The sequence below is a fragment of the Rhodospirillales bacterium genome (assembly GCA_016699855.1).
Classification (GTDB): Bacteria; Pseudomonadota; Alphaproteobacteria; order Reyranellales; family Reyranellaceae.
The window spans coordinates 4,007,817-4,025,879 of record CP064988.1 but is presented as its reverse complement, the minus strand read 5'-3'; the positions used below and the strand labels follow the sequence as shown (position 1 = coordinate 4,025,879).

Annotated in this window: 14 protein-coding genes and 1 pseudogene; 6 read left to right on the top strand and 9 right to left on the bottom strand. The window is 71.5% G+C overall.

Annotation, left to right across the window (positions count from 1 at the left end; all coding sequences use genetic code 11):
* Positions 1-2 precede the first annotated feature (2 nt).
* The 3 genes from ilvN to miaA form a co-directional block, all read right to left on the bottom strand.
* A complete protein-coding gene (gene ilvN, locus IPK81_19000) occupies positions 3-515 on the bottom strand; it encodes an acetolactate synthase small subunit (protein QQS11634.1) in 513 nt (170 codons plus the stop codon).
* 193 nt (positions 516-708) lie between these two features.
* Positions 709-2,475 carry an acetolactate synthase 3 large subunit gene (locus IPK81_18995; GenBank protein QQS11633.1) on the bottom strand — a complete coding sequence of 589 codons (1,767 nt, stop codon included), beginning with the start codon at positions 2,473-2,475 and terminating at the stop codon, positions 709-711.
* 110 nt (positions 2,476-2,585) lie between these two features.
* Positions 2,586-3,587 (bottom strand): tRNA (adenosine(37)-N6)-dimethylallyltransferase MiaA, encoded by a 1,002-nt coding sequence (gene miaA / locus IPK81_18990; GenBank protein ID QQS11632.1) that lies wholly within the window; start codon positions 3,585-3,587, stop codon positions 2,586-2,588.
* A 103-nt stretch (positions 3,588-3,690) separates the two neighbouring features.
* Between miaA and serB the strand changes: the two genes are divergently transcribed.
* A complete protein-coding gene (gene serB, locus IPK81_18985; GenBank protein ID QQS11631.1) occupies positions 3,691-4,590 on the top strand; it encodes a phosphoserine phosphatase SerB in 900 nt (299 codons plus the stop codon).
* A gap of 12 nt (positions 4,591-4,602) precedes the next feature.
* Here the strand turns inward: serB and IPK81_18980 are convergent, their stop codons facing one another.
* Positions 4,603-5,631 carry a DUF4892 domain-containing protein gene (locus IPK81_18980; protein ID QQS11630.1) on the bottom strand — a complete coding sequence of 343 codons (1,029 nt, stop codon included), beginning with the start codon at positions 5,629-5,631 and terminating at the stop codon, positions 4,603-4,605.
* A 116-nt stretch (positions 5,632-5,747) separates the two neighbouring features.
* On the opposite strand from IPK81_18980, the gene IPK81_18975 reads away from it, so the two are divergent.
* The gene (locus IPK81_18975) at positions 5,748-6,752 is read left to right on the top strand and encodes an NADP-dependent oxidoreductase (GenBank protein QQS11629.1); all 1,005 of its coding nucleotides are present in this window, start codon (positions 5,748-5,750) and stop codon (positions 6,750-6,752) included.
* A gap of 71 nt (positions 6,753-6,823) precedes the next feature.
* On the opposite strand, the gene IPK81_18970 is transcribed toward IPK81_18975, so the two are convergent.
* The 3 genes from IPK81_18970 to hflK all read right to left on the bottom strand — a co-directional run bounded on the left by IPK81_18970 (position 6,824) and on the right by hflK (position 10,681).
* Positions 6,824-8,374 carry a DegQ family serine endoprotease gene (locus IPK81_18970; GenBank protein QQS15175.1) on the bottom strand — a complete coding sequence of 517 codons (1,551 nt, stop codon included), beginning with the start codon at positions 8,372-8,374 and terminating at the stop codon, positions 6,824-6,826.
* Positions 8,375-8,612: 238 nt separating this feature from the next.
* Complete coding sequence (locus IPK81_18965; protein ID QQS11628.1) at positions 8,613-9,500, bottom strand: protease modulator HflC; 888 nt, start codon at positions 9,498-9,500, stop codon at positions 8,613-8,615.
* Positions 9,497-10,681 carry an FtsH protease activity modulator HflK gene (gene hflK, locus IPK81_18960; GenBank protein QQS11627.1) on the bottom strand — a complete coding sequence of 395 codons (1,185 nt, stop codon included), beginning with the start codon at positions 10,679-10,681 and terminating at the stop codon, positions 9,497-9,499. The genes IPK81_18965 and hflK overlap by 4 nt, the downstream gene beginning before the upstream one ends.
* Before the next feature lie 176 nt (positions 10,682-10,857).
* Between hflK and IPK81_18955 the strand changes: the two are divergent.
* From IPK81_18955 to IPK81_18945, 3 genes and pseudogenes are all read left to right on the top strand, one after another.
* Positions 10,858-11,058: pseudogene (locus tag IPK81_18955) on the top strand (DUF59 domain-containing protein).
* Positions 11,059-11,089: 31 nt separating this feature from the next.
* Positions 11,090-12,037, top strand: coding sequence for an iron-sulfur cluster carrier protein ApbC (gene apbC, locus IPK81_18950; protein QQS11626.1), 948 nt, complete (start codon positions 11,090-11,092; stop codon positions 12,035-12,037).
* A gap of 81 nt (positions 12,038-12,118) precedes the next feature.
* Positions 12,119-14,497, top strand: coding sequence for a protein kinase (locus IPK81_18945; GenBank protein QQS11625.1), 2,379 nt, complete (start codon positions 12,119-12,121; stop codon positions 14,495-14,497).
* 16 nt (positions 14,498-14,513) lie between these two features.
* Here IPK81_18945 and IPK81_18940 read toward each other — a convergent pair whose 3' ends face one another.
* Complete coding sequence (locus IPK81_18940; GenBank protein ID QQS15174.1) at positions 14,514-15,149, bottom strand: N-acetyltransferase; 636 nt, start codon at positions 15,147-15,149, stop codon at positions 14,514-14,516.
* A 164-nt stretch (positions 15,150-15,313) separates the two neighbouring features.
* On the opposite strand from IPK81_18940, the gene IPK81_18935 reads away from it, so the two are divergent.
* A complete protein-coding gene (locus IPK81_18935) occupies positions 15,314-16,993 on the top strand; it encodes a hypothetical protein (protein QQS11624.1) in 1,680 nt (559 codons plus the stop codon).
* Between the two features lie 12 nt (positions 16,994-17,005).
* Here IPK81_18935 and IPK81_18930 read toward each other — a convergent pair whose 3' ends face one another.
* Positions 17,006-17,941, bottom strand: a complete 936-nt coding sequence (locus IPK81_18930) for an FAD-dependent thymidylate synthase (protein ID QQS11623.1) — start codon at positions 17,939-17,941, stop codon at positions 17,006-17,008.
* Positions 17,942-18,063 lie beyond the last annotated feature (122 nt).

Genomic DNA, 18,063 nt, shown 5'->3' with positions numbered 1-18,063 from the left:
GCCTAGAGGCCGTCGGCGCCGCGGTGGAGCGCGGCGACGCCGGTGCGGCAGACCTCGACCAGGCCCAGCGGCTCCATCAGCCCGGTGAAGGAGTCGAGCTTGGACGGCGCGCCGGTCAGCTCGAACACGGCGGAGTCGTTGGTCATGTCGACGACGCGGGCGCGGAACACGTCGGCGATGCGCAGCGCCTCGACCCGCTTGTCGCCGCTCGACTTGACCTTGACCAGCGCCAGCTCGCGCTCGACCGATGGGCCCTCCATGGTCAGGTCGGCGACCTTGTGGATGGGCACGAGGCGGTCGAGCTGGGCCTTGATCTGCTCGATCACCATCGGCGTGCCGGACGTGGCGATCGTGATGCGCGAGAGGTGCTTCTTGGCGTCGGTCTCGGAGACGGTGAGGCTCTCGATGTTGTAGCCGCGGCCGGAGAACAGGCCGATGACGCGCGCCAGCACGCCCGGCTCGTTGTCGACGAGCACGGCGATGGTGTGGCGCTGCGAGGTGGTGGGGGCGGTCATATCCAAAGTCCCTGCGCTGTCGGTCGTGGCGGCGGTTTCTGGTCGGGCGCGCGGCGGCGGAAAAGCCCCCCATCCGCCCTGCGGGCACCTTCTCCCCCGGAGACGGGGGAGAAGGGGAAAGGCGTCATTCCGTTCTCCCCCCGTCTTCGGGGGAGAAGGTGGCGCGGAGCGCCGGATGAGAGGCCTCGCGGTGCTAGACGAGGACCATGCCTTCCTCGGAGATCGGCCGGGCGGCCTTGTCGGCCGGGCCCAGCAGCATCTCGTTATGGGCGGCGCCCGAGGGGATCATCGGGAAGCAGTTCTCGGCCTTGTCGACGCAGACGTCGACGATCACCGGCCGGTCGACCGCCAGCATCTCCTGGATGGTGGCGTCCACCTCCTGCGGTTTCGTGCAGCGCAGGCCGACGGCGCCGAACGCCTCGGCCAGCTTCACGAAGTCCGGCAGCGCCGCCGAGTAGCTCTCCGAGTAGCGGCCGCCATGCAGCAGCTCCTGCCACTGCCGCACCATGCCCATGTACTCGTTGTTGAGGATGAAGATCTTGACGGGCGCGCGGTACTGCACGGCCGTCGACATCTCCTGGATGTTCATCAGGATCGAGGCATCGCCGGCGACGTCGATCACCAGCTTGTCGGGGTGCGCGATCTGCGCGCCGATCGCCGCCGGCAGGCCGTAGCCCATCGTCCCCAGCCCGCCCGAGGTCAGCCACATGTTGGGCTTCTCGAACTTCATGTACTGGGCGGCCCACATCTGGTGCTGGCCGACCTCGGTCGTGATGATCGGCGAGCGGTCCTTGGTCAGCGCGTACAGCCGCTCCAGCGCGTACTGGGGCTTGATGATCTCGCTGGAATTCTCGTAGCGCAGGCACTGGCGGCCGCGCCACTCGTCGATCTGCGCCCACCACGCCTTGTGCGCCTTGGCGTCGAGCTTGGGCTGGCGCGCCTTCCACACCTTGATCATGTCCTCGATGACATGGGCGCAGTCGCCGACCACGGGGACGTCGATGCGCACGTTCTTGTTGATCTCCGACGGGTCGATGTCGACGTGGATCTTCTTCGAGCCCGGCGAGAACGCGTTGATGCGGCCGGTCATGCGATCGTCGAAGCGCGCGCCGATGTTGATCATCACGTCGCAGCCGTGCATCGCGAGGTTGGCCTCGTAGGTGCCGTGCATGCCCAGCATGCCGAGGAACTGCGGATCCGACGCCGGGAAGGCGCCCAGCCCCATCAGCGTGTTGGTGATCGGGAAGCCGGTCAGCCGCACGAGCTGCTGCAGCAGCTTGGACGCGTTGGGGCCGGAGTTGATCACGCCGCCACCGGTGTAGAACAGCGGCCGCTTGGCCTTGACCATCAGGTCGACGGCCTGCTCGATGCGCTTGATGTCGCCCTTGATCTGCGGCCGGTAGCTCTTGTGCTGCACGGTCTTGCGCGGCGGCTCGTACTCGTGCGCCGTCATCAGCACGTCCTTGGGCAGGTCGATCACGACCGGGCCCGGACGGCCGGACTTCGCCACGTAGAACGCCTCGCTGGTGACCCGCTGCAGGTCGGCGACGTTCTTCACGAGGTAGTTGTGCTTGGTGCAGGGCCGGGTGATGCCGACCGTGTCGCACTCCTGGAAGGCGTCGTTGCCGATCAGATGGGTCGGCACCTGCCCGGTGAGGCAGACGATCGGGATCGAATCCATCAGCGCGTCGGTCAGGCCGGTCACCGCGTTGGTGGCGCCCGGACCGGAGGTCACCAGCACGACGCCGACCCGGCCCGTGGAGCGGGCGTAGCCCTCGGCGGCGTGCACGGCGGCCTGCTCGTGGCGCACGAGGATGTGGCGGATGCGGTTCTGCTTGAACAGCGAATCGTAGATCGGCAGGACGGCGCCGCCGGGGTAGCCGAAAACGACGTCGACGTCCTGGTCGATCAAGGTCTTGATCAACAGGTCGGCGCCGTTCGTCTTGCTCTCCGCGGACATCGCTCGCTCCTCTGAAACAATGCGCCGCGAAACGTCGGTTTCGCGGCGGGGCGGAAGATAATCGCGGAGCGATTGCGGGTCAACCCGATTCGGCAAACAAACGCGAAGTTTTAGGTCTTCATTTTGTCCAAATATTGCGTGATCGCGCTCATGGCGCCAGTTTCTTGCGATTCTATGGAGATTTGTGGAATTATCTGATGACGAATCCATGTCATTTGACGTTTTGCGTACCGGCCGGTGTTGAGTACGGCGCGGTCCATCGCGGCCGCCAGCCCCATCTCCCCGGCGAGATGGGCGCGAAGCTCGGGGACGCCGTGCGCCTTCAGGGCCGGCAGGGCGACCCCGTCCAACGTCAGGCCCTCCACCCGGCCGCGCGCAGCCAGGGCGCTCTCCAGAGCCGCCACCTCGTCCAAGGCGCCCGCCGCCAGCATGCCCTCGAACCGCTCGCGGTGGCGCCGGCGCAGCCAGTCGCGGTCGGATGTCAGGGCGACCACGACCACCACGCCGCCCGCCGCCGTGCCGCCGGGCGCGGCCGCGTGCCAATCCGCGAGCGTGCGACCCGTGGCCTCGACCACCTCCCAGGCCCGCACCCGGCGCTGCCGATCGTTCGGCGCCAACCGCGCCGCCGCCTCGGGGTCGCGCGCCGCCAGGCGGCGGCCGAACTCCTCCGGGCCGAGCTCGGCCCACAGCGCCCGCGCCGCCGCGCGGATCTCCGGCGGCACCGCCGGCATCGGCGACAGGCCGTCCATCAGCGCCCGCAGATAGAGGCCGGTGCCACCGCAGAGGATCGGCAGCCGGCCGGCTTCATGGGCGCGCGCGATCTCGATCCGCGCCTCCGACGTCCAGCGCGCGGCGCTGCCGACCTCCCACGCCGGCATGTGCCCGTAGAGCGTGTGCGGCACGCGCGCCTTGTCGGACTCGTCGGGCTGCGCCGTGATCAGCGGCAACTCGCGGTAGACCTGCATCGAATCCATGTTGATCACGACGCCGCCGGCGAACCCCCGGCGCCCGACGCGGATCTCCGGCCGCGCCGCGAGCACCAGCGCCAGCGCCGACTTGCCGCTGGCGGTCGGTCCGATGATCGCGACGACGGGGCCGGCGGGCGCCGTCATGCCGCGCGCCAAGCGACGTTTCCGCGCCGCCGCGCCGCCTTGTCAGATCGCGACCCGCTCACCATCATGCGCGCCCCTCGCCCGCCCCGTTCCGGTGTCCTCGATGTCCCGCGTACTTACCTTGATCTCCGACCCGGCGCGACCCGCCGTCGATCCCGACGCCATCGAGCTGGCGCGCGACGCGTTGCGCGGCGCCGGCGCCACCGTGGCCACGCCGGCGTGGCTGGCCGACGCGGTCGCCGTCGATCTGCCGTTCGACGGAATCGACGCCGCGGCGGCGACGCGCGCCGCGCGCGCGGCGCTGGGCGGCCGCCGCGTCGACGCCGTGGCCCAGGACGCCGCCACGCGGCGCAAGCGCCTGCTGGTGGCCGACATGGAATCGACCATCATCGAGAACGAGATGCTGGACGAACTGGCGGATTTCTTCGGCCTGCGGGCGGAGATCGCCGGCATCACCGCGCGCGCCATGAACGGCGAGATCGATTTCGCCGCCGCGCTGCGCGACCGCATCGGCCTGCTCAAGGGACTGAAGGTGGCGCTGCTCGACCGCGCCGCCGAGCGCATCGCCTACATGCCCGGCGCCCAGGCGCTGGTGGCGACGATGCGCGCCGACGGCGCGTGGTGCGCGCTGGTGTCCGGAGGCTTCACGCACTTCACGTCGATCGTGGCCGCGAAGCTGGGCTTCGACGAGCACCGCGCCAACCGGTTGCGGACCGACGGCGACACGCTGCTGGGCGCCGTCGAGGAACCGATCCTCGGCAAGGAGGCCAAGCTGGCGGCGCTGCGCGAGCTGGCCGCCGCCAAGGGCGTCGACATCGCGCGGTCGATCGCCGTGGGCGACGGCGCCAACGACCTGCCGATGCTGCTGGCGGCCGGGCTGGGCGTCGCCTACCGCGCCAAGCCCACCGTCGCCGCCGCCGTCGCGGCCAACGTCGCGCATGGCGACCTCACCGCCCTGCTCTACCTCCAGGGCTACCGCCGCTCCGAATTCAAGGGCGCCTGACGGCCGGCGGTCTCACTGCTGCACCAGCTCGACGCGGCGGTTCTTGCCGCGGCCTTCCTCGGTGGCGTTGCTGGTGACCGGCGCCAGCGGCCCCACGCCGCGCGGCGTCATGCGGTTGGCCGCGATGCCGTAGCCCGCCAGCGCGCGCACCACGGCCTCGGCGCGCCGCTGCGACAGGCCGGTGTTGTATTCGAGGGCGCCCTGGTTGTCGGTGTGGCCGACGATGTACACGCGCAGGCCGGGGTTCTCGCGCAGCAGCTTCGCCATCTCGTCGAGCTGCGGCTTCGACTCCGGCTTGATGTCGGCCTTGTCGAAATCGAAGAAGATCCCGTAGATCGCCTGCCTTCCGTCCTTGCCGAGGTTGCGCGCCATCTCCGGCGCCTGGACGGTGACCATCCGCGTCTCCATCGGCCTGGTCTCGACCACGTCGACGAACACCGCGACGCGCCTGCCGGCGGCGGCGTTGGCGGAGTTCTCCTGGAAGGCGGCGAACACCATGACATGGACCGGCCCCTGCGGGCGGTCGAGGCGCGCGATGACGATGCGCGGATCGACCACGCCGTAGGCGAAGGCGTACTGCATCTGCTGGTCGGCGGTGAGCTGGCGGCCGGGGTTGTTGAAGTAGAGCAGCACCTCCGGCCCATCGCCGCAGGCGTCGCGGTCGCACGACCACACCGGCTTGAACCCGGCCGCCGCGAGCGCGCCCTGGTAGTTGCGCATGACCTCGAGCGAGCTGCGCTCCGGCGGCACGACGTAGAGGAGGCGCGTGCGCGGCCCCTCCACCGTCATCTGCGTCTGGAAGCGGCGCTGGCCGTCGACCAGGATCGACGGCCCGGTCGGCAGGTCGACCTCGGCGAAGCGGTCGACCTTGTGGCCGATGAGGAACGAGCCCTCGTAGCGCGGCACCAGCGCATGGTCGCGCGCGCCGGCGATGTCGCGGTTGATCGGCACGACGGGCTGGGCGACCGCGCCGGGCGCGGCCGCGAGGAATGGCGCCAGCAGCGCCAACGAGACCACGGACCGGACGAGGATCGAGCGCATGGAGCCACCTTATTGAGTGAACACTCAAAATATCGCACGGCTGGGCAGGTTCGGCAACCGCCGCGATGGACGCGCGGGGCACCCGCGTCTAAGCAGGCCGGCATCAGGAGGAACCCATGGTCAAATCCACTCGAATCGTGCTCGCGAAACGCCCGGCCGGCGACGTCACCGGCGACTGCTTCCGCGTCGAGCGCGCCGATATCCCCGCCCTCGCCGACGGCCAGATCCTGGCGCGCACGCGCTACCTGTCGCTCGACCCCTACATGCGCCCACGGATGACCGAGCTGCGGTCCTACACGCCGCCGTTCGAGCTCGACCGGCCGCTGACCGCCGGCGCGGTGGCCGAGATCGTGGAATCGAAGAACGCGCGCTTCGCCGCCGGCGACACCGTCATCGGCATGCTCGACTGGGCGACGCACACGCTCCACGACGGCCGCGGCCTGCGCAAGATCGACCCCGCCGCGGCGCCGCTGCAGGCGAATCTCGGCATCCTCGGCATGCCCGGGTTCACCGCCTGGCACGGCATGACGCGCATGGGCCGGCCCAAGCCCGGAGAGACGGTGTTCGTGTCGGCGGCGACCGGCGCGGTCGGCCAGGTCGCCGGCCAGCTCGCGAAGATCGCGGGCGCGCGCGTCGTGGGCTGCGCCGGCGACGACGCCAAATGCGCCTACGCGGTCGCGGAGCTCGGATACGACGCGTGCTTCAACCACCGCACGGAGAAGGACTACGGCGCGGCGCTGGACCGGCTGTGCCCCGACGGCATCGACGTCGATTTCGAGAACGCCGGCGGCGACATATTCCACGCCGTGTTCGCGCGCATGCGCGATTTCGGCCGCATGGTCATGTGCGGCGCGATCTCGGAATACCAGGATTCCAAGCCCCGCCCCGGCCCCGAGAAGATGTTCGCCATCGTCCAGAAGCGCCTGCGCATCGAGGGCTTCATCGTCTCCGACCACATCGCCACGATGGGCGAATTCGCGGCCGAGGTCGGCGCTCTGCTACGCGCCGGCAAGCTGAAGAGCCGCGAGACCGTCGTCGACGGGCTGGAGGCCGCGCCGGCGGCGTTCATCGGCCTGCTGAAGGGCGACAATTTCGGCAAGCTGGTCGTCAAGGTCGCCTGAGCGCGGCCCCCGAACGAAACCGGCCGGCGTCGAGGCGCCGGCCGGTGGAACTCACGGGCGACGACTCGACGTCAATTCTGGAACCGCAGCGCGACGAAGCGCGGATCGCCCCTGGTCTCGACCAGCAGGACGGCCGCCTTCTTCTTCTGCTCGCGCAGTTCCTTGACCTTGGCCAGCACCTCGCTGGGCGTGTTCACCGCCGACTGCGCCACCTCGAGGATCAGGTCGCCGACCTTGATGCCCTTCTCCGCCGCCGGGCTCCCGGGGGCGACGCGGATCACCACGACGCCCTTCTGGGCGTCGCCGAGCTGGTGCTTCTCGCGCAGCTGCTCGGTGATCCTGGCCACGGTCACGCCGAACGGCTCGACCGTGCCGGGCGGCTCCGCCTCGGGCTTGGGCGCGGGCTTGCCGCTGCCGCCGGGGCCGGCCGACGCGGTCTGCTTCTCGCCGTCGTCGAGCTCGCCGACCTTGATCTTCAAGGTCGTGCGCTTGCCGCCGCGCATCACCACCATGTCGACCGTCTCGCCGACCTTGGAGTCGGCCACGATCCGCGGCAGCTTCTTGGAGTCGAGCACGTCGCGGCCGTTGAACGAGAGGATCACGTCGCGCTGGCGCAGTCCGGCCTTGTCGGACGGACCCGTCGGCGTCACGCCGGCGACCAGCGCGCCGCGCGCCTTGTCGAGGCCGAGCGCCTCGGCCATGTCCTCGGAGATGCTCTGGATCTGCACGCCGATCCAGCCGCGCCGCACGCGGCCGAACTCGCGCAGCTGCTCGACGAGGCCGGTCGCGATGTTCGAGGGGATCGAGAAGCCGATGCCGAGGCTGGTGCCGGTGGGCGAGAAGATCGCGGTGTTGATGCCGATGACCTCGCCGTCCATGTTGAACAGCGGGCCGCCGCTGTTGCCCTTGTTGATGGCGGCGTCGGTCTGGAGGTAGTCGTCGTACTTGCCGCCGATCTCGCGCGAGCGCGCCGAGACGATGCCGGCGGTCACGGTGCCGCCCAGCCCGAACGGGTTGCCGATCGCGACGACCCAGTCGCCGATGCGCATCTTGTCGGAATCGCCGAACTTCACCGACGGCAGCGGCTTGCGGCCCGGCGGCTCGACTTTGAGCACCGCGATGTCGATCTCCTTGTCGCGCCCGACCAGCTTGGCCTTGAGCTGTGTGTCGTCGTGGAGATGGACGGTGATCTCGTCGGCGCCCTCGATCACGTGGTTGTTGGTGACGATGTAGCCCGACCCGTCGATGATGAAGCCAGAACCCAGCGACGTGCCGCGGCGCTGCCGCTCGCCGCGGCCGCCCTCGCCCGGCCGGTCGCCGAAGAAGTCGCGGAACAGATCCTCGAGCGGCGATCCCGGCGGCGCCTGCGGCAGCTCGCCGCGACGGCGGTCCTGCTGCGGGATCTGCTGGGTGGTCGAGATGTTGACGACCGCCGGCAGAAGCCTCGCGGCCAGGTCGGAGAAGCTGGCCGGCGCCTCGCGCGCCTCGGCGCGCGGGACCGGTCCCGGCGCTCCCGCCAGCCACAGGCCCGCCACCAAGGCCACCGCGACGACCGCGGTCCGCCTGAGCAGCCCGGGCCGTGGTCCGCCGCCGGTCGACCGCGCCGCCACGCCAATTTCCATCACGCTGTGCACGACTTGCCTCCGCTGGTCCCCGGAGACGGGTACGAACGTCCGGAAACGCGACAAAATCCCGCTCTCGTGAGATTTACATGGTGCGCCCGTGTGGCGCAAATACGGCGGGCGCGACAAATCGTGGATAACGATAAATCGTTCGTGAAGGTGACATTTCGGCAACGGTCCGCGGCCGCCGCCGGCGGCGCGGGAGCCGGCCGGCGCGCGGAATCCGGCGGCGACGCCCCTATTTCGGGGCGCCGCCGACCTTGGCGTCGCAGTACTGCGAGAAATCGGTGTCCGGCGACATCACCAGGGTGGTGTTGGCGGCGTTGAAGACCTGCACGCAGGCCAGCATCGAGCGGTAGAAGGCGAAGAAGGCCGGGTCGCGGCCGAACGCGTCGGCGTAAACCTTGATCGCCAGGTCGTCGCCCTCGCCGCGCATCACCTCGGCCTTCTTCTCGGCCTCGGAGACCAGCACGATCCTCTCGCGGTCGGCGCCGGCGCGGATGCGCTGCGCCTCCTCGTCGCCCTCGGCACGCAGCTGGCGGGCCTCCTGCTGGCGCTGGGTGCGCATGCGGTTGAACACCGCCTCGGAGTTCTCGCGCGGCAGGTCGGCCCGCTTGATCCGGACGTCGACGATCTCGACCCCGTAGTCGCGCAGCGCGGTCCCCTGCACCAGCTCGGTGATCTCCTTCATGAGCTGGCCGCGGCGCTCCGACAGCACGGCCTGCAGCGGCACCGTGCCGAGCTCGCGCCGGATGTTGCCATTGATCAGGTTGCTGAGCTGGCCGCGGAAGGTCAGGTCGACGTTGCCGGTCGACTGGTAGTACTTCAGCGGGTCCTTGATGCGGTAGCGCGCGAAGGCGTCGACCACGAGGCGCTTCTGGTCGCCGGCGATCAGCTCGAACTCCTCGGCCTCGATGTGCAGCAGGCGCTTGTCGATGCGCACGACGTCCTGCACGAACGGCACCTTGAAGTAGAGGCCCGGCTCGGTGCGCGGCGTGCCCTTGATGGCGCCGAACTGGGTGACCAGCGCCTGCTTGGTCGGATCGACGATGAAGAACGACTGCTGCACCAGCAGCGCGACGACGCCCGCGAGCACGAGCAGGATGATGGAGCGGCTGCCGGTCATCGGACGACTCCCGGCTGGTTGGGCGCCATGGGCCTGGGCCGCGCGAGCTCGGGCAGCGGCATGTACGGGACCACGCCGCTGTTCTTGTCGAGGAACACCTTGTTCACGTCGCGCAGCGCTTGCTCCATGGTCTCAAGGTAGATGCGCTGCACGGTGATGTCCTTGGCCAGGGCGTACTGGGTGTAGACCGCCACGAAGCGCTGCGCCTGACCCTGCGCCCGGTTGAGCACCTCGGTGCGGTAGCCCTCGGCCTGCTGCAGCTTGGCCTCGGAGTCGCCCTTGGCGCGCGGCACGATCTCGTTGCGGTAGCCGTTGGCCTCGTTGATCTTGCTCTCCTTCTCGGCGCGCGCCGCCTGGACCTCGCGGAACGCGGCGATGACCTGCTGCGGCGGGTCGGACTGGCGCAGCTGGAGCTGCGTGATCCGGATGCCCGAGCCGTAGCTGTCGAGCATCTTCTGCAACTCCTCGCGCGCCTCGCTCTCGATCCGGCTGCGGCCCTCGGTCTGCGCGAACTGCAGCTGCGAGCGGCCGACGACCTGCCTCATGGCCGACTCGGCGGCCGATTTCACGGTCTCGTCCGGGTTGGGCATGTTGAACACGAACTTGAAGATGTCCTGGATCTGCCAGAAGACCACGAATCCGACGTCGAGGATGTTCTCGTCGCCGGTCAGCATCATGTTCTCGGTTGTCGCCTGGGGTCCGGCGCTCCGGCTGCTCGTACGGATCGGCACCCCGCCGCCCGTGCCGATGGTCACGGACCGCTGGTCGGTGACCCCGACCTTGATCACGCGCCCGATCGGCGCCGGCAGATTGTACTGGAGGCCCTCGCCGCGCGGCTGCGGGCTGGGCTTGCCGAACACCAGCTCGATCGCCTGCTGGTTGGTCTCGACGCGGTAGAACCCGAACAGCAGCCACACCACGACGGCGGCCAGCCCCGCCAGGATGATCCCTTTGGTGGAGCCCATGCCGCCGGGCATGAGGTTGCGCAGCCGGTCCTGGCTCTTGCGCAGCATGTCCTCGAGGTCGGGCGGACGTGGACCGCCACCGCCGCCCCGGTTACCGCCGCCGCGATTGCCGCCGCCACCGCCCCACGGACCGCCGCCGCCACCGCCACCACCGCTGTTGCCGCCGCCGCCCCACGGGCCGCCGCCGCCACCGCCGCTGTTGTTATTCCACGGCATGAAGTCCCTCGCCCTGTCGCGCGGCCGCCGGCCGCGCTTGGTTCTTGCTTTCGCCCCCGACGCCTATATGACACGCACCGGACCGACGCAAGGAAGCGCGGCCCGGCCGGACGCGCCGGCGGGTGCGCGGGATATTTGGACTGGCCGTCGCCGAATCAAGCGCGTGGAGGCTGGAGATGACGGAAATCGACCGGGCGACGATCGAGAAGGCTCTCGCCGGCGTCGCCGATCCCGCCTCCGGCCGCGACGTCGTCGCCGCCGGGCTGATCGACGGCATCGCCACGCGCGGCGGCCACGTGCAGTTCGCGCTGAAGGTCGATCCGGCGCAGGGTGCCAAGCTCGAGACGCTCCGCCAGGCCTGCGAGGCGGCGGTGAGCGGCCGATCAAGGGCGTCCGGTGACGGCCGTCATGACGGCGGAACGGCCGGCCGGGCGCGGCGGCCACGACCACGCCGGACACGACCATGGCGCGCGCGCCGGGCACGCGCACGCCCACGGACCGGCGCCGGCTCCCGGCGGACGCGCCGCGCCGCGTGGCGGCGGCGCTGGCCAGCACATCCTCGCGCCGGGCATCGGCAAGATCGTGGCCGTGGCCTCGGGCAAGGGCGGCGTCGGCAAGTCGACCACCGCCGTCAACCTGGCGCTCGGCCTCGCGGCGCTCGGCAAGCGGGTCGGCCTTCTCGACGCCGACATCTACGGCCCGTCGATGCCGCGCATGCTGGCGGTGCGCGAGAAGCCGGAGTCGAAGGATGGCAACAAGCTGATGCCGATCGAGCGCTTCGGCCTGAAGACCATGTCGATCGGCTACCTCGTCGCCGAGGAGGCACCGATGATCTGGCGCGGCCCGATGGTTCAGAGCGCGCTGGAGCAGATGTTGCGCGACGTCGAATGGGGCGAGCTCGACATCCTCGTCGTCGACATGCCGCCGGGCACCGGCGACGCGCAGCTGACCATGGCGCAGAAGGTCAAGCTGGCCGGCGCGGTCATCGTCTCGACGCCGCAGGACATCGCGCTGATCGACGCCCGCAAGGGCCTCAACATGTTCCGCAAGGTCGACGTGCCGGTGCTCGGCATCGTCGAGAACATGAGCTACTTCCTGTGCCCCAAGTGCGGCGAGCGCACCGAGATCTTCGGCCACGGCGGCGCCCGCGAGGAGGCCGACAAGCTGGGCGTGCCGTTCCTCGGCGCGGTGCCGCTGCACCTCGACATCCGCGTGCATTCGGACGAGGGCCATCCCATCGTCGCCGCCAAGCCCGACGGTGAGCACGCGAGGATCTACCGCGAGATCGCCGCCCGCGTCGCCGCCGCGCTCGACGGCGGCGCCCAGCGCGCCGCCCCGCGCATCGTCATCAGGTAGGCCCCGCCGCGGCCGGTGGCGCTGTACCGCCGGGGCGTCCCCGAAGTATGCTGCGGACGGCGCGGCGCGGTGGAGGTGGCTGTGGGCGACGAGCGGGACCAGGCGCGCGATGCGACGCGGACCGGCGCGCGGCCGTCGCAGGCGCCGACCCGCGCCGGCGACCTGCAACCCGGCGAGCTGATCCACGAAACCTACCGGCTCGACAAGCTGATCGCCCGCGGCGGCATGGGCGCCGTCTACAAGGCGACCAACGTGCACACCGGAGACACGGTGGCGGTAAAGGTCGTGCGCGCCGACCTGGCCGGCGACGACATGATCCGCGAGCTGTTCCGGCGCGAGGCGATGGCGTTGCGCAAGGTCCGCCATCCCGCCGTGGTCGCCTACGAAGGCGTGCTGGGGGACGCCGACGGCCGCTTGTATCTCGTGATGGAGTACGTCGACGGCCCGTCGCTCGGATCGCTGACCTCCAAGGCGCCGCTGTCGCCGTCCGAGGTCCGCCGGCTCGGCCGCGCGCTGGCCGAGGGGCTGGCGGCGGCCCACGACCAGGGCGTGGTGCACCGCGACCTCGCGCCCGACAACGTCGTGCTGCGCGGCGGCCGCCTCGACCAGCCCGTGCTGATCGATTTCGGCCTCGCCAAGCGCACGGATTCGGGCGCCAGTTCGGTGATCGGCAGCGCCTTCGCCGGCAAGCTCGACTACTGCTCGCCCGAGCAATGCGGCCTGTTCGGCGGCCAGGTCGACGCCCGCACCGACATCTACAGCCTGGGATTGACGCTGGCGGCGGCGGCGGCGGGACGCGCCGTGCCGATGGGCTCCTCGCTGGCCTACGCGGTCAAGGCGCGCGAACACGAGCCGGATCTGGCCTCGGTGCCCGACGAGCTGCGCGCGGATCTGATGCCGCTGCTGCAGCCCGATCCGGCGCGCCGTGTCCAGAACATGCGCGACGTGTTCGTGACGGTGCCGACGCGCGTGTCGAATTCGGAGTCGCTGATCCGGTCCGGCGCGCGCGTGGCGGCCGGATCGGCGCCGCCATCGGGATCGTACGCGCCGTCGGGATCGTATCCGCCATCCGGCCCGCCGGCGCCCTCCGTCGCGCCATCGCCGCCCGCCGCCGGTGGACGCGGCGTCGGCCGACCGGCTGCGATCGCCGCCGCGGTGGCGCTGCTGCTGCTCGCGGGCGGCGGCGGCGCCTACTGGCTCACCCGCCCGCCGGCCACGGTGGCCACGACGGTCAACAAAGAGGATCCCGAGGCGGCCGCGCGGGCACGGGCCGCCGAGGAGAAGCGCCTCGCCGACGCACGCCGCGCCGACGAGCAGGCCCGCGCGCGCATCGAGCGCGAGCGTATCGCCGCCGACGCGGCGCGGGCGGCGGCCGGACGTGCCCGCGCCGCCGAGGCAGCCAAGGCGGACCAGAGCAAGGCCGAGAGCGCCGGAGCGGAAGCGGCGCGGGCCGAGGCGGCACGAGCCGAGGCAGCAAGGGCGGAGACGGCGAAGGCGGAAGCCGCCAAGGCCGAAGCCGCCAAAGCGGAGGCGGCGCGGGCGGAAGCGGCGAAAGCCGAGACCGCCAAGGCCGAAGCCGCCAAGGCCGAGGCGGCGAAGGCGGAACTGGCGAAAGCCGAGGCAGCCAAGGCGGAGGCCGCCAGGGCTGAAGCGGCGCGCGTCGAGGCCGATCTGCGCACCGCCGAGCGCGCGCGCTCCACCACCGAGGAGGCGGCGCGGCGCCAGACCGAGCAGGAGGCGCGCGAACGCGCGGCCGCCGAGGAGGCCGCCGCGCGCTTCGGCGAGGCCGAGCGCAAGCGCGCGCAGGCGGCCCTCACCGGGATCGGCCACGACACCGGCGGCATCGACGGCAGCTTCGGCCCGCGCAGCCGCCAGATGATCGGCGACTGGCAGCGCGCCAACGGCCGGCCGGCGACCGGCTATCTGACGCGGCCGCAGTACGACGCGCTGCAGCGCGCCGCCGCCGGACCGCTGGCGCGCTACGATGCGGAGCAGAGACGGCTGGAGGAGGAGGCGAAGCGGCGCGCCGCCGAGATGCCGACGCGCCCGCCGGAGCCCGCCGGTCGCACACCGGCGACGACCACCACGACGGCGGCGGCGACTCCGGGGCAGGTGCCCGCGAACTGGGCCGGCCAAGTGTGCGTGACCGGCAGCTCGACGTCGACCGGCTGCGGTCCGGCGAGGTTGACGATGTCTGGCGGCCGCGGCAGCGGCGATTGGAATTTCAAGGGCGTGAAGCTATCGATCCAGGTGTCGATCAACCTCGACGCCACCGGCAGCGCTGGCCAGGGCACGTTCAACATCGAACTGGTGGGCGTCAGCCAGAATGCGGCCAGCCCGGCGATGTTCTCGCGCTCCCTCCTGGGCGCGCGGCTGCGCCCCGGCGAGCTGTCGGGCGGCGGCAACGCCGGCGCCGGCGTCACGTCGGCGAGCGTCGTGATCACGCTGACGCCGCAGTGACGCCGGCCGCCCGCCGCTAACGCTTGCGGCGTGCGCGCTTCGCCTTGGGCCGCGCGCGCTTCCTCGCCTTGGCTTTGACCTGAGCCTTGCGCGCCTGGTCGCGCGCCTTGCGCCGCAGCGGCGCCGGCTTCTTCCTGGGCTCGGGCCTGCGCCGCGGCGTCGGCTCGGCCTTGCCGATCATGCCGTGCACGCCGATCATCGAGCCGGCGACGGTCTCGAGCGCGAGGAAGCGGCGCTCCTCGACCCAGCCGGGCAGCGCGAGGTTCAGCGCGAGGTCGCGGCGGAAGCCGAACGGCACGTAGTACTCCGGATCGCCGACGAGGATGACGCGGCCGATGCCGAGCTCGCGGCAGCGCGCCAGCGCGTGCCACATCAGCGCCTTGCCGTAGCCCAGTCCGCGCGTCGCCGGCGCCACCGCCAGCGGACCCAGCAGCACCGCCGGCCAGCGGCCGTTGATCAGGATCGGCCAGAACCGGAGCGACCCGATCAGTTCGCCGGCCTCGTCGAGCGCGACGAAGCGCAGGTCGCGCAGCGGCTTCACGCCGTCGCGCAGCTTGTAGACGGTCTTCTGCAGACGATCGGGCCCGAACGACGCGGCCACCATCGCCTCGACGGCGGCGGCGTCGCGCCGGCGCTCGCGCACGATGCGGATCGGTCTGGGCGCGATCTCGTTCATTGCATCCCTCCTCCAAGCCGCGCGCGGCCCCGCGAAAGCGCGCGCCTAATGACCCCGGATCGTGACGTGGATGTGGCGGCCAGGGGCGGCGCGCGATATCTCTCGCGCTCCGCCGCCGCAGACGGCGTCCCGCCGAGTCCGTGCCCGCCCGCCTCCATCCTCCACCCCGCCACGCGCTCGCCGCCACCGCGACGGCGCTGTTCGCCGCGTCGCTGGCGGCGGCGTGGTGGTGGGCGCGCGGCGAAGCGGACGGGCGGCTCGTGTCATGGCTCGACGACGCCTACATCCACATGGCGATGGCGCGCGACGTCGCCGAGCACGGCGTGTTCGGCGTGACGCCGCACGCGCACTCCTCGTCGACATCGTCGCCGCTGTGGGTGTGGGCGCTGGCGGCGCTCTACCGCGTGTTCGGCGCCGCCGACTGGATCGCGTTCGCGCTCGCGGCGCTGGGTGGCGCGGCGACGCTGTGGGTGGCGGCGCGGATACTGACGCGCGACATGGGTGACGCCGGCTCGGACCCCGGCTCGCGCCCCGCGTGGGGCGCCGCCGGCATCGCCGTCGTCCTCGCCGCCGCCGCGCCGGTGGTGATGGCGTTCTCGGCCATGGAGCATCTCGCGCACGCCGCGCTCATGCTCGCGGCCGTCGACGCGCTGTCGCGCGCGCTGGCCGGCCCACCGGCCGAGCGCGCGCCGGTCGGACTCGCCGCCGCCTTCGCGGCGCTGCCGCTGCTGCGGTTCGAGAGCCTGTGGCTGGTCGCGCTCGGAGTCGCATTGGCGCTGGCGCGCCGCCGCCACGCGCTGGCGCTGGCGCTCGCCGTCGCGGCGCTGGCGCCGGTCGCGGCCTTCGCTGCGTGGTCGATGTCGCACGGCTGGTGGGCGGTGCCCTTCCCGATCCTCGCCAAGACGATATTCCTTGCCGATCCGGGCGCGCCCTCGGCGGTCGACGTCGTCAAGATGCTGGCGTGGTATCCACTGAAGCGGCTCGCGGTGAACGCTCCGGCGCTTCTCCTCCTTCTGGTCGCTGCCGTCGTCGCGCTCGCGGCGGCCTGGCGGCGCGCGGGTGGATCGCCGGGTGCGGCGTGGCGGCGCTGGCGCGACGGCACGCCGGTCGACGCCGGGACACTGGCGCTAGCGATCGCCGCCCTCGGAATCTGGGCGCATGCGACCTTCGGCAGCTTCGGTTGGGGCGGCCGCTACGAGGTCTACCTCTTCGCGCTTGCGGGCGCGTTCCTGCCGCCGGCGCTGGCGCGCGCGCGGTGGCCCGCGGCGCGTGTCTCGGTCGCGTCGGCCGCCATCGCGATCCTGGCGTCGACGACGGCGGCGGCGCTGACGCACCGCGCATACGTCATGCACGCCGACCTCCGGATATCGACCGCCGTGGTGTGGCAGCGCGATTTCTGGCCGGCGCGCTACGTCGCTCGCCACCATGCCGGCGCCGGAATCGTGGCGATGAACATCGGCGCGCTGACCTGGCTGTCCGAACCGCGGCTGACCGACGTGCTGGCGCTGGGCGACCTGGAGACGGCGCGTCTGCTGGCGTCGCGCCGACTGACGGCCGACGCGGTGCGCGGTCTCGCGACGCGGCGCGACGCCCGCGTCGCGATACTGTTCGACGGCTATTTCCGCCAATGGACCGGCGGCGCGCCGCCCTTCACCAAGATCGCCACCGCGCGGCCGCTGGCCGCGGCCGAGATGGCGGTCGCGATCTACGCCGTGCGCGCGGCGGACGGCGCGGCCATCGCCGCGACCTTGGCCGCCTTCGCGCGCGAGGCGCCGGGCGGGGTCGCGCTGGAGTGGGAACCGGCCTTCGCGCCGCGATGACGCCGCAGCGGCTCAGCCGCGGCCGAGCTGCGCCATCAGCTCGCGCCATTCGCGGGCCGACAGGCCGCTATCCTTCTGCTCGACCGTCTCGCCGGCGAGCATCCGCCTCACGATCTCCAGCCCGGTGCGCGACAGCGACGTGCCGCCCATGCGGTATTCGACGAAAGCGTCGTGCACCAGCGGCGTCCAGCGCTTGAGCGTGTCGACCATCACATCGGCGTAGGCGCGGATCTCGTACTGCGCGTGGGCGTCGGCGCGCAGCGACAGGAAGTGCATGAGGTTGTGCAGATCGGTCTTCCAGTACCACTGGGTGTAGAAGTTCAGGGACAGGTTCATGCGCGCCAGCTCGCGCGCCAGACCGCTGCGCCCGGGATCGAGCGGCGCGCCGCCTTCGCCCTCGTTGAGCATCTCCATGTAGTGCTCGTAGACCAGCGCGGAATCCTTGCGCAGCAGGTCGAACACGCGCTCGGCCTCCTTGCCGGCGAGCGTCTCGGCGCGGCCCTGGCGGTTGACACGGCTCTGCGCCGCGAGGTGCTCGGGCCGGGGGATGTAGAACTCGTTGTCGAGGATGGAGTAGCGCGCCGAGTACTCGTTGACGTTGGCGGTGCGGTGCCGGATCCACTGCCGCGCCACGAAGATCGGCAGCTTCACGTGGTACTTGATCTCGCACATCTCGAACGGCGTGGTGTGGCGGTGCCGCAGCAGGTAGTTGATGAGGCCCTTGTCCTCGCTGACTTTCCTGGTGCCGCGCCCGTACGACACGCGCGCCGCCTGCACCACCGCGGCGTCGTCGCCCATGTAGTCGACGACGCGCACGAAGCCGTGGTCGAGCACCGGTAGCGCCTGGTAGAGGATCTCCTCCAGCGCCGGCGCCACGGCGCGGCGGGTCGGCGCCGTGACGCCGCGCAGCGCGTCGATCTCGGTCTTCTGGTCGGTCGAGAGGGGCATCGAGGGGCCGTCCTTGGTGGTTCGTTGGCGGCCAATCTAGGGACGCGCGCGGGCGGCGCCAATCTGTAAAAGACACCTTGGCGCGGCCGCGCGGGATGGATTCCGGAAGGTCGCGGAAGCCG